The sequence below is a fragment of the uncultured Cyclobacterium sp. genome (assembly GCF_963977555.1).
Lineage (GTDB): Bacteria > Bacteroidota > Bacteroidia > Cytophagales > Cyclobacteriaceae > Cyclobacterium.
In genome coordinates this window covers 57593-70252 of sequence record NZ_CAXBPD010000027.1, presented here as the reverse complement: position 1 = coordinate 70252, position 12660 = coordinate 57593, and the positions used below count along the sequence as shown (strand labels likewise).

Below are 12660 nucleotides of genomic sequence, written 5' to 3'. Positions count from 1 at the left end.
AAAACTAAAACCCCAACAGAATTTGTTCAGCTTTTAAAAGTAATGGTGGCAGGATTTTTTTAAATCTCACAACCACCTGAATTTAAGTATTTTAACCACTTTTAATTTAGTATAATTCACCGAATTGCACACTAAAGTCAAAAAGAACCATTTAAAGGCAAATTGTATTTAGCTTTAATATTATAAAGTTACAAATTATATTAAAATAATAACCGAACAATTTTATTTTACTCAATACACTTTGAAATTTACCTTTTCCATAAATTCAAAACACTACTATAAAAAGAATTATTTAATAAGGATTTATAAAAGCATCAATATCTGACCTCGACAATACAGGGTTTGCTCCTTCACTTTGCGCTACCATAGCGCCAACGGCGCATGCAAAATCTACAGCTTCTTGTGGATTCACTTTATTTAGTAATTGACTTATCAAAGAACCTAAAAATGAATCACCTGCGCCAACGGTATCAATCACTTTAATAAGATAACCACTATTATAATAAAACTTATCATTATACAATAATACAGCTCCATGATGTCCTTTTGTTACGCAAATATGCTTAGTATTTGTTTTCTGGGCAATGTATCGAATATTCTGTTCCATCGAACGGTATTTAGATTCTAAATACCCACTAACCTCATACAATTCATCATCATTAAACTTAATAAAATCGGCATCGTTCATTAATCTAATTAAAAGCTCTTTCGTATAGTATGGAGGCCTTAGATTTAAATCGAAAATTTTGTATTTAGCCAACTCTATAAGTTTAAATAACGTATTTCTAGAACTTTCATCTCTTGCCGCAAGACTACCAAAAACAAAAGCATCCGAGTTTTTAACTGCCTTTTTGTTTACTTCCGTCAATCTTATTTTATCCCAAGCTCTAGGGTATTTAATATCATAGGAAGCTGATCCTTTTTCATTCAGCATCACTTTTACTTTCCCGGTTTTATATTCATTAAGTACTTGGAAACAACTCATATTTATACCACAATCCTTAAGGTATTGCATAATTTTAGCTCCACTTTCACCCTTCCCAATAGCGCTAATCATTGTTACATCATGATCAAATGATTGTAATCTGCTCGCAACATTTAACGGTGCGCCACCAATTTTTTTATGGGTTGGAAACACATCCCATAACACTTCTCCAAAACATACTATTCTAGCCATAATATTTCTTTAAAAAAAATCCCAGAAGAAGTTAAATTTAACTTCTTCTGGGAAAAATTCAACTAAACTAAACACTAACTCAACTATTTATTTTTTTACTATTTTATAATTTAAAGACTCTTTAGTGTTTTCATCCAAAGTTTTAATAATATAAACAATGGCAGTGTATTCTAATACACTGCCATTAAATATGTTATTAGTTTGCAAGCCCTAAATCTGCTAAATGGCGTAAGATATTTTTAGTAATAATCTTCATGTTATCGCCATTAGGCACACCTCCTACTTCCCAGTCCCAAGTTCCACCTATAGCGCAAACTACGGTACCAGTTGTTCCATCTGATGGCCACTCAATACCCCAAACTTCATTACCTCCACAATTACCCCAAAGAATATTTCCTCCAACCATTGTTTCAAAATTTGATCTTGCTGCTTCTAAAGTTCCTGCTGCCCATGGTCCAAAATCCATGTTATATTGAGCAACTCTATTCTTTTTTAGAGTACCAGCAGCTAACGTTTCAAAATTTGTACCAATACAACCACCTGTAGTTGAAGATACGCCTGCAAAGTATGGGCTAGAAGTATTGGCAGTCCAGCTACCACCCCAAGCATCACCTGTTGCCCAAGCTTCATATCCTGTACCTCCCCAAGCTTGATTAGGAACTCCATTGCCATCAACTACACCAATATCATCTAAAATAAATGCGGCGAAATTACCAACAAGTATGTTACCCCCAGCTTCATAATAGGTTTTAACTTTATTAATTAAATTATCGGCTAAATCTGGACATGCAGGGCCATCTGCAGGTCCTTCACCAATTATACAGTTAGCACCATTTTTAGGAAACTGAGCAACTCTGTCTCCCCACCAGCCACCATCGAACTGAATCCAAATAGCATGATATACACTTAAATCTACCTCGCCATTGGCTACATCGGTGAATGAATGATATGTAACTTCTGTTAATGGCCCTGCAATATTTGGAAACCATGTCGCAGCAGTTTCATCGTCATCTACTGTAAAATCTCCTCCATTGGAGGCATTCCATGCAGCTGGCGTGTTTTCTGAAGCAGCACCTAAAAATGCAATTTTTCTAATATCAAAACTCACAATATATTCAATAATTCTAGAAGGTGAAATGACATTAGCAGTGTTAAAAGTGTTAATCTTAAAAGTATAATTTCCTTCAGCGATATCACTAATAGTATAAGATGTGGCATTTCCAGGTAAATTTACCACATCATCATTAATTTGTAGCCTTATACTTTGTAAACCGGTTTCTATTAGATCCCATGTAAGAATAACATTCCTAACATCTTGTTCAGCCTTAAAGTTGCGAACAGCTTCTGGACCTTCCCTACGTAAACTAACAGTTTCACCTAAAGAAAGATTACCTTCAGCATCTTTTGTTTTTACGGTAAATGTATAATCCTTATTTACATCAATAATGCCATAGCTAAATGTTGTTGCAGCACTTTGAATGTTTGCAACACCATCGGTATGAACTACAACTATGCTACTCGCATTTGGTGGATTCGTCCAAGTTAAAACAGCATCGTCACCATTTAAATCAACACTCAATCCATTTACTTTTTGAGCAATAGTTGGCGTTATTGGGTTCAATTCTAAATCTTCACATGATGATGTTAGCGTTAATAAGAAGCCGAACGCTAAAAACATCGAAACTCTTTTAATAATTTTAATCATGATTTTCTTATTTTAGTTGTTATTTTATTTTATACTATTATTTAGAAAGTAACTTCACTTAAGGTTTAGTTACTATTATTGATTTAAAAAATACGGTACTATTATCAGCGAACACACCCCAAGATGTATTTGGTGCTTTGTAAACTCTTGATGTAAGTGCAACTTGATTATTAACATAGATTACAACTATGGAATTTTCAATGACCACCTTCACATCATACTCTACATTTGGTTCTAATTTGAATGAAGTCTCATTATCTGAACTTGTTGAACTCGATAAAGATGACCTAAGTGTTTTATCTAATCTTATTTTATTCTCACTTGGCACAAAACGTAAACTTATTACGTTGTTTTTTTCATCACAGGCACCTAGAAAAAATCCAAAGTCTCTATTTGAATTGGAATATGACACTGTAGTTGATATTAAATACCTTGGCGCATCAATGGGTTCATAAAAAACTGCTGAAACATTATTATTAGTAGAACTACTAAGATTATAAGACTCTTCGTTTGAACCTGTTTTTTCAAAATTTCCAATTTCTCTATTTAGCTCCAAAGTAATTTTTGTTTGCATGCCACTGGCTACCGCATCGGGTATAGATAACATTAAATCACCATTAGAGTTTTGTGATAATTTATGAGCCACTAAATTTCCGCCCCAAGTTTTAACACCAGAATCTAAATTATTCTCGGTTTTTGCAGTCCATCCCATAATAAAAGCATTTGTTCCGTTACTTACTGCTTTTGCAGCATAAAAATCATTACCATCTAGAAATTCAGAACTAGTTGGTTGTTCCCATGGTCCGGTTGCTGAACTACCTTTTCTATATAGAACTTTACGTGAGTTTATATCAGAAAAGATTAAATAATACATACTTCCCATTTTAAAAACTTGAGCTGTCTCCATAAAAAAGAAATATTTAGCACCTCCATCATAAAAAATACCATCGTATGTCCATGACAATAAATCTGAAGATGTATAAGAAACTATTATACCTTTAAAAACACCACCAACATTTGCTCTAGCACTAACAAGCATATAGTAGATACCTGCATCTTCAAAAACATACGGGTCTCTAAAATTATCTTGCTCATCAAACTGCATGCCTTTAGGTGCATATATAGTTGTAAACGATTTATTTTTTGTAAAACCAACTTCAGGATTGGTTGAAGTTGCCAACATAATACCTTCTTTTGTGGTTACACAGCTTGATAGAACATTAGGATTATGCCCAGTATAAAAACCATAATATGTATTGTTTTTAACAAAAACCGAACCTGAACCAATAGCAAAGTCTTGGTCACATCCTGCAGAACTTGAACTAATTATTTCTGTAGGGATTTCATTATATGATGAAAAATCTGTTGTAGATAGTGTGTACCATGGGTGTCTTTGGTTTGAATTATCATTCCAAATATCTTTCAAATAATATAAGTAAAACTTATTTGAAGCATCATCGTAAATAGGCATTAAATCACCTATACGAGTTCCATTTGAGGTTATTTTAAAAATTGAATAATCAGATTGTTCTACCTGAGTGCTACATTGCAAGCTTTGAAACATAGGATCTGGATCTGGTAAATCGGGATCTTGAACCGTGTCTAAAGAATCATCATTCGATTGACAACTGCTTACCCCAATAAAAAGGCTTAACAGAAGTACTGAGATAAAAAATTTAATTTTATTTTTCGATTTCATAACTTCTTTTTGATAATTATATGATTGCGATTAATTTTTTGATATCCAGAAGAAACCGTTTTTAATTAATTTCTTCTGGAATTTCTAAACTAACTCAAAAACTATAATCTTTTCAAATGATTAATATCCTGGATTTTGTGTATATAATCCTCCTGTTACATCAATTTCTCTTTGTGGTATTGGATAGTATTCATCTCTACCAGCAGTAAATTGTGCATTGGCTAAAAAATCTCTTTTTGTTTTCTCAACAGCTACATAACCATTTAAAACCTGTGCTGCTTGACCCCATCTTACTAAATCAAAGAATCTAGCGCCTTCCATGGCAAACTCTAAACGTCGTTCAAACTTTAACGCTTTAAGCGCATCTTCTTTTGAAAGAGTTAATGGATAAGTTCCAATAGCATAAACATCAGTAGCTCCTGCATTAATTGGTCTGTTAGTACTATTAGCTGCACGATCTCTAATTCGATTTATTATTGCTATACCTTGAGACACTTGATTAAGTTGAATTAAAGCTTCTGCTTTCCATAATAGTACGTCAGCATATCTAATAAAATCAACATTTTTTGATGTTCCAACAAATGGCCCTTCTTTTACATAACAAGAACAATCTGGAGCTTGTTGTTCTTTCATATTTCCAAAATAACCATAAACACCTGGGTCTCTGGCCCAACTAAAATTGTAAATCATATCCCCAGCTTCATTTACCGTATTACGATATTTAAACGGGCGTCCAGGAATACCTACTGTATGATCTATCCTAGGATCTAATGTAATACCTGGTGCCAATGGGGCTTTACCATTACCATCTACTGAGTCAAAAATATCTACATCATTAAACGTATCCAAAAGCGGTAAGCCATTTGTATCTGTTTTAAAGGCATTTACCATATTTTGACTTGCTAGGTGAAAACCACAACATCCATACAGTTCAGTACTATTTGGAGAATTAAGCCCTGTAACAAAACTTACTCTGCTAACCAAAGTACCATCATTTATTGAAAATTGAGCTGCCCAAATTGATTCTGATCCATTATCAAAACCATCCAAAAAGTTATTACCAAAATCTGGTTCTAAAGCTCCCGTAACATCATCAGCGTAATCAATAACTTCTTGTAACCTTGCAGGGTTTATGCTAGTTACTTGATGTGTGTCATTTTGCTCGTAAGCTTGGTATAAACGTAACTTAGCCAAATAAGCTGCAGCAGCACTCCTATCAGCTCTTCCAACTTCATCTTGTGATTGTGGTAAATTATTATAAGCAAATAAGAAATCATCTGCTATCATATTCCACAACTCATCATTGGTCATATCGTTAGTTGCATTGGCTTTTTCTTCAGCTGTCATAGTTTCAACTATATAAGGCACTTTTTTAAATAACAACTTCAACATAAAGTGGCTGTGAGCTCTTAAAAAGCGAAGTTCGGCTTGTCTTAGCGTTTTTTTAGGAAAATCTGCTTCAGATGCTTCGTTTATCAATTCTAAGGCAAAATTAGCACGACTTATGGCCTTATAATGGTTCACCCAAGTTTTAGGTGTCATCCAATCTCCATAATCCGGAATAGTTAGATTATACATTTCGTAGCGGTTAATTACATCTACATCACCAATTCCTCCTCCACCTTTGTAAGCATCATCAGCACGCACACTTCCATATACCCATTGATGCGTTATTGGCCCTACCATTTCATCATTTGCTATACCTGCATAAGCTGCTATAACCAACCCTTCTAAATTCTCGGTGGTGCTTACATCGGCTTGAGATAATAATCCTTCTGGTTTATACTCTAGAACGTCTTCATTACAAGCTGTTAGGAAAACCATCGCTAACAGCCCAATTAAAAATATTTTATTGTTTTTCATGATCTATTTTTTTAAAAGTTTAGGTTAAATCCTAAAGAAAGGACTGTTGGCACTGGTATTCTGTTCACATCTGTTCGCTCTGGATCTGGACCTACATAGTCTTTATGTGTTATCCAGAATAAATTCTCTCCTTGTAAATAAAATCTTGCATTTGTCATTCCTCCAAGTCCGCTAATCATATCTTTTGGTAAAGAGTAACCTACTTGGAGGTTTCTTAATTTGAAATAGGAATTTTTTCTAAACGTATAATCTGATGTTCTTGTATCGTTAAATGCTAAAGTTGCAGATGGAATATTCGTATTTGTATTCTCTGGAGTCCAAGCGTTTAAAAGCCCAACACCCCCATTTTCTCTACCCGATGCAAAATTGTTCCAAAACACGTAAGGATCTTGACCAATACGGTTTGTTACACCCGATCCAAATAATGATAAATCAAAATTCTTATAAGCTAAGTTTATTGTAACGCCATACTCTAATTCGGGAAGGGTTGTTCCTATCCAATCTCTATCATCAACATCTATAACCCCATCACCATTAATATCAACATATTTGATACTACCTGGTCTTGCCAAATCTTGAGTTGGGCTATTATTTACGTCTTCTTGACTTTGAAAAAGTCCATCTGTTCTATAACCAAAAATAGAGAACAATGAGCGTCCAATAATTGAATTATCAACGGTACCACCAAAATCTGTTTCTCCACCTTTGTTAAGCTGTGTTATTTTATCTGCAAAATGAGATACATTGGTTGAAATCCCAAAAGTAAGACCACTATCAAAAGTTTTGTTATAACCTATTGCTAACTCCCAACCTTGCCCTGCTGTATTAGCAATGTTTAATACAGTATTAGCACCTTCACCCTGTGTTGCAATTGTTCTAGGAGAACGCAAAATATCTTTAGTTTCTCTGGTATAATAATCAAATGACCCCGTAATTTTATTTTTGAATAAAGAAAAATCTATACCATAATTATATTCAGCCGTTTCTTCCCAACTTAAATTTTTGTTCTCTGATTGAATTCTTACAAACCCTGATGGCAATGTTCCAGTATTATTACCATTAATATCATAAGCTGTTCCCACATTATAATATATATTGAAGAAATCAGGTGAATATAGATTTTGATTAGGCTCATATCTTGTTTCAAATAAACCAAAACGTGCACCATCACCAATTTCTTGATTACCTACAACCCCATAACCAGCTCTTAACTTTAAGCTTGAAACAACATCATTTTCTGGAAAGAAGTCCTCATTGTTTATTCTCCAACCAACAGTTGCTGCAGGAAAAATACCATATCTAGTATTGGCACCAAAACGGGAAGACCCATCACGACGCAAAGTAAAGGATGCCAAATATCTATCAGAAAAGGCATAATTAATTTTTCCGAATTGGGAAACGAGTGTATTTGCCGTTGAAGTACCTCTAGAAGTTCTTACTCCCGTGGCCGCATTCAGTACAAAGAATTCTTCCGTCTCAAATGGAAAATCGTCGGCTTGAGCTACGAATGTATCAAAATCATTTCTAATATACTCATAACCTAATAAAACTGCGAATCGGTGATTATCTCCTAATTCTAAATCATAATTTAATGTATTTGAAAACACAAAACTTGAAAACTTATTGGTATCAATTATTAAACGGTTAGTTGGCCTAGTAGTAAATCCATTGTTTACTTTACGTTCAATATCTTTTCTTTTAAAATCGCTAAAATCTAAACCTACATTTGTTCTAAACGTTAAACCCTCTAATAGATCAATTTCTGCAAACACATTACCAAAAAAGCTATTTTTATCAGTATTGTCCCAGCGGTTTAAATATTGCATTAATACCGGATTATTTCTATCTGAATAACCTGCTCCAATAGGACCAGCAAATTCTCCATTAATATCAAAAACTGGAATTGTTGGTGCTAAAGTAATTGCTAAACCTGTAGTTGGAGCACTTCCAACATCTGGAGATACTAACGTTTCATTGGAAGTGAAAAACTGTGTATTAACCCCAACTCTTACTTTATCGTTAAACAACTTAGTATTAGCGTTTATTTTAGCAGAATACCTATCATAATTTGTGTATTTTAACATTCCTGTGTTTTTTAAGTAACCGAAGTTCATCATAACGGATGATTTTTCTGAACTTGCAGAAATAGTCACCTCATTATTGTAAACGAAACCAGTATCATACATTTCGTCTTGCCAATCAGTATCTCCAACAGGTACATTAGTATCACCACCAACAAATGGTTGTGCTGTTACACTGTTTAGCACAGGATTATTAAAATCCCCGTTCCAGTCAAAGTTGTATATTGAACCATAACCTGCATTTGGGTCGGCTCTATCATTCACAGAAGCTTGAAATAACACTTGTCCTCTTTGAAGTGAATTCATCATTTCGTAGCGTTGTTTTTTTTCAGATTGGATAGATAAATTTGAATTAAAGCTTACAGTAACACGCTCTCCCTTAGCTCCACTTTTGGTAGAAACTACAATAACACCATTACCTGCTCTAGATCCATAAAGAGATGATGCTGATGCATCTTTTAGTACTTGGATAGACTCTATTGATTCAGGATTTAAACTTGCAAAAACCTCAGGCCTCTTTGTAGGAACTCCATCAATCACATAAAGAGGGCTATTATCTCCTAGTGTGGTAATACCACGTATTAAAATATTACTTGCTGCCCCAGTTGGGTCTCCAGACTTTTCAACAAAAAGCCCAGGAACACGTCCCTGTAAAGCCTGCATAGCATTTCCAGAACTTCTACTCTGTCCTTCAATGGCACCAACGTCAACAACGCTTATGGCTCCTGTTACATCTACTTTACGTTCTCGAGAATATCCAGTCAACACAATTTCATCAAGTTGTGAGATATCAGTTTCTAATTGTACATTAATTGTAGTTTGACCATTAACAGGAATTTTAATGCTCTTATAGCCAATATAACTAATTGATAATGTGGCATCGCTAGGTACGCCACTCAAAACATAGTTCCCATCAAAATCTGTTGCAGTACCTTGCGTTGTGCCAGATACAATTACAGATACGCCAGGCAAAGGCATCCCGTCCTCCTGTGAGGTAACAGTTCCTTTTACCTGACCTTGCGCCCAAATGCTCATAAGAGCAAATACAGGCAGAAATAAAAGTTGTTTTAATTTCATTTTAATTTAATTTAGTTAATATTTAGTTTGTGAATTTCAATGTTGCCAAGCATAAATTCTTGGTCTTTAGGTTCAATACTTAATTTATCGAATGGTGAGTTCGGAAAAAATATTTCTGTCATTACTGTTTCTCCATTATCAAAAAACAGTTCTATAGATGTTTTATCGAGAATAATTGTACCAAGCAAATCTGCATTTAGTGATGTTCTTTTAGCCAAAGAAACTCGATCTGCAAACTTTTCTGAAAATTCTGTTTTACCAGATTTTCTTCTATCTACAAAAAAGTTTTTATCACTGTTATTATATCCAAAAGCTAAGGTGTCCCCTTGTTTATTGGTGAGTTTGAACGTGAAACCACTATTTTTTAAATCGGAAATTTTAAAATTAATTTCTGTACTTGATAAATCGATTGCTTTTGAATCAATAATTTTTTCAGCTCTTTTTATTGCTATTGATTCTTTTTTAAATTTGATGCTTCTATAATTGGTTAATTCTTTTACAGGTTGAAATAATAATCTATAACTAGCATTTACTTTTTGAAGTTCAATTTGTCTTGCTACTGTCATAGCACTTCTCCATGTTTCAGTAGGCACTACATTAGCATATTCCCAATTAGACATCCATCCCATAAACAATTTTCTGCCATTGGAATCGGGTATATTAGCCCAAGTTACGCCTGCATAATTATCTCTTCCGTAATCTATCCATATAGATTTATGTTCAGAACTATTTAAATCTTTCTCAAAAGATGGATCTGTCTTAAATTTTTTACCATCAAAATCGCCCACAAAATATTGTGTTGCACTACCACCATTGGGTCCTCCTGGATTGATACTTACAAACAACACCCATTTTACCTCATCTGTTCCTTGTACTACCATGGGGAAGAAATCGGGACATTCCCAAACCCCACCATGTGCACCTATACCATTACCAAAATCAGATTCTAATGTCCAATCTTTTAAGTTAGAAGAACTATAGAACATAATTTTTTGACCAGCAGCCAATACCATTAGCCATTTTTGATGTATTGAATCCCAAACGATTTTTGGGTCTCTAAAGTCTTTCATTTCTGGGTTTTTAATTACAGGATTTCCAGAATATTTAGTAAATGTTTGACCTTCATCTAATGAATATGCAATGGCTTGTGATTGGTAATTTGATTTGCCCGCTTTCTCACCTTCCATATCATGATAAGTAAACATAGCAATTATGGGTTGCCCACCTCCTTTTCCAAATCCTGACGTGTTATTAACATCAACCACAGCACTACCAGAAAAGATATATCCTTTTTCATCTGGATATATGGCTATAGGCATTTCTTTCCAAGTTACCATATCTGTACTTATGGCATGACCCCAATGCATGGGACCCCAAACGTTTCCATCAGGATAATGCTGAAAATATAAATGGTAATACCCATTATAGTAGAACATACCATTTGGGTCATTCATCCAACCCTTTTTAGGTGTAAAATGAAAATTAGACCTGTAAAGTTCTTCTTCAGAATATGTGATTGGTTCTGATGTTTTTTCTGTATTTTTATTTTCTACATTTTTGTCTTTACAACTAACAAATAATGATATTAACATCATCATTAAAACCAGATTTAAACTATTAATTCGTTTCATTTACTTATTTTTTCTAATTAGTTTTTTACTTAATTCTTCAAGCGAAACGCCTTTTGTTTCTGGCATCATAAAAATTACAAATAGCAATTGGAACACCATCATAATGGCAAAGAACAAAAACACGACTCCTGCACCTATACTGGAAAATAGTACTGGTACCAAGGATGGCACAACGGCTGCCAATACCCAATGAGTTGAACTTCCAAAAGCCTGCCCAGAACCTCTTAAATGATTTGGGAAAATTTCAGAAATGAACACCCAAATCACGGTGCCCTGCCCTACTGCATGCGACGCAATGAACATGAATAAAAACATGGGCATAGAGCCACCTTCCCAATGAAATAAAAACGCACAGGACACTAAAGCCAATGATATGATATAGCCAATGGAGCCTATATACATGAGTTGTTTTCTACCTAATCTATCAATAAGGAAAATACCTAAAAGCGTGAATAGCATGTTAGTTACACCAACACCTATACTGCTTAATAGCGCTGAGCTTTCTGCAAGACCCGCTTCAGTTAAAATACGTGGTGCATAATATAAGAAGGCATTTATACCAGATAATTGATTGAAAAATGCAATTAAAAACGCTAGAATTAATGGAAATCTGTATTTCTTAAGAAATATATTTTCATTAGGCACAGTATTTTCCATTTCATCCTTAATTTCTAACATGAGTTTTTCCGGATCCTGATCTGGATTTATAATTTGAAGAACACCAATGGCTTCACTATTTCTAAATTTAGTAAGTAACCAACGTGGACTTTTTGGTATTGTTAAAGCGAACAGAGTATAAATAGCAGCTGGAAAAGCTTCTACTCCAATCATCCAACGCCATGCGTTTTCACCTATATTATTCAGTAGATAATTTGATAAAAAGGCTACCAAAATACCAAATACAATATTAAATTGATAGAGACCTACTAGTTTCCCTCGGTCCTTAGCTGGAGCTATTTCTGAGATGTATGCTGGAGCAGCAATGGTAGATGCGCCAACTCCCAGACCACCAATAAATCTAAATACCGCAAATGTTATGGGGTCATTGGCTAAAGCAGATCCTACTGCGGATAAAGTATATAATACTCCTATCCATATTAAGGTGTTTTTACGACCAATTTTATTAGTAGGGATACCACCAAAAAAAGCGCCTACAACGGTACCCCAAAGTGCCATTCCCATTACTACAATACCATGGAACATATCTGACGACCCCCATAATAATTGTAATTTTTTTTCTGCGCCAGATATAACAACAGTATCGAATCCAAATAAGAAACCTGCTAAGGCTGCTGTAATAGACCAGATTAATATCTTTCTATTCATGTGGTGGTGTATTTAGTTTAGTGTTCACAAGATATATTGAAAGACTGCTTCTGTATTTTAGATTTGTATCAAATAAATATGAAATTGTTAAGCCTATGTTA

7 protein-coding genes are annotated in these 12660 nt (G+C 34.3%); all 7 read right to left on the bottom strand.

Annotation, left to right across the window (positions count from 1 at the left end):
* Window positions 1-292 precede the first annotated feature (292 nt).
* The gene (locus AAC073_RS23355) at window positions 293-1177 is read right to left on the bottom strand and encodes a carbohydrate kinase (protein ID WP_339926201.1); all 885 of its coding nucleotides are present in this window, start codon (window positions 1175-1177) and stop codon (window positions 293-295) included.
* Window positions 1178-1373: 196 nt separating this feature from the next.
* Entirely contained in the window at window positions 1374-2882 is a 1509-nt protein-coding gene (locus AAC073_RS23350; protein ID WP_339926200.1) for a DUF4960 domain-containing protein, read from the bottom strand.
* A gap of 58 nt (window positions 2883-2940) precedes the next feature.
* Window positions 2941-4581: a glycoside hydrolase family 32 protein gene (locus AAC073_RS23345; RefSeq protein WP_339926199.1), complete on the bottom strand. Its 1641-nt coding sequence runs from the start codon at window positions 4579-4581 to the stop codon at window positions 2941-2943.
* Between the two features lie 120 nt (window positions 4582-4701).
* Window positions 4702-6444 carry a RagB/SusD family nutrient uptake outer membrane protein gene (locus tag AAC073_RS23340; protein ID WP_339926198.1) on the bottom strand — a complete coding sequence of 581 codons (1743 nt, stop codon included), beginning with the start codon at window positions 6442-6444 and terminating at the stop codon, window positions 4702-4704.
* An 11-nt stretch (window positions 6445-6455) separates the two neighbouring features.
* On the bottom strand, window positions 6456-9602 hold the full coding sequence (locus AAC073_RS23335; RefSeq protein WP_339926197.1) for a TonB-dependent receptor: 3147 nt from the start codon (window positions 9600-9602) through the stop codon (window positions 6456-6458).
* 11 nt (window positions 9603-9613) lie between these two features.
* A complete protein-coding gene (locus tag AAC073_RS23330; RefSeq protein WP_339926196.1) occupies window positions 9614-11233 on the bottom strand; it encodes a glycoside hydrolase family 32 protein in 1620 nt (539 codons plus the stop codon).
* On the bottom strand, window positions 11234-12559 hold the full coding sequence (locus AAC073_RS23325; protein ID WP_339926195.1) for a sugar porter family MFS transporter: 1326 nt from the start codon (window positions 12557-12559) through the stop codon (window positions 11234-11236).
* Between the last annotated feature and the right edge of the window lie 101 nt (window positions 12560-12660).

Excerpts from the sequence above, each read along its gene's own strand:
- AAC073_RS23355 (WP_339926201.1), bottom strand. The coding sequence starts at position 1,177 with ATGGCTAGAATAGTATGTTTTGGAGAAGTGTTATGGGATGTGTTTCCA.
- AAC073_RS23350 (WP_339926200.1), bottom strand. The coding sequence starts at position 2,882 with ATGATTAAAATTATTAAAAGAGTTTCGATGTTTTTAGCGTTCGGCTTC.
- AAC073_RS23345 (WP_339926199.1), bottom strand. The coding sequence starts at position 4,581 with ATGAAATCGAAAAATAAAATTAAATTTTTTATCTCAGTACTTCTGTTA.
- AAC073_RS23340 (WP_339926198.1), bottom strand. The coding sequence starts at position 6,444 with ATGAAAAACAATAAAATATTTTTAATTGGGCTGTTAGCGATGGTTTTC.
- AAC073_RS23335 (WP_339926197.1), bottom strand. The coding sequence starts at position 9,602 with ATGAAATTAAAACAACTTTTATTTCTGCCTGTATTTGCTCTTATGAGC.
- AAC073_RS23330 (WP_339926196.1), bottom strand. The coding sequence starts at position 11,233 with ATGAAACGAATTAATAGTTTAAATCTGGTTTTAATGATGATGTTAATA.
- AAC073_RS23325 (WP_339926195.1), bottom strand. The coding sequence starts at position 12,559 with ATGAATAGAAAGATATTAATCTGGTCTATTACAGCAGCCTTAGCAGGT.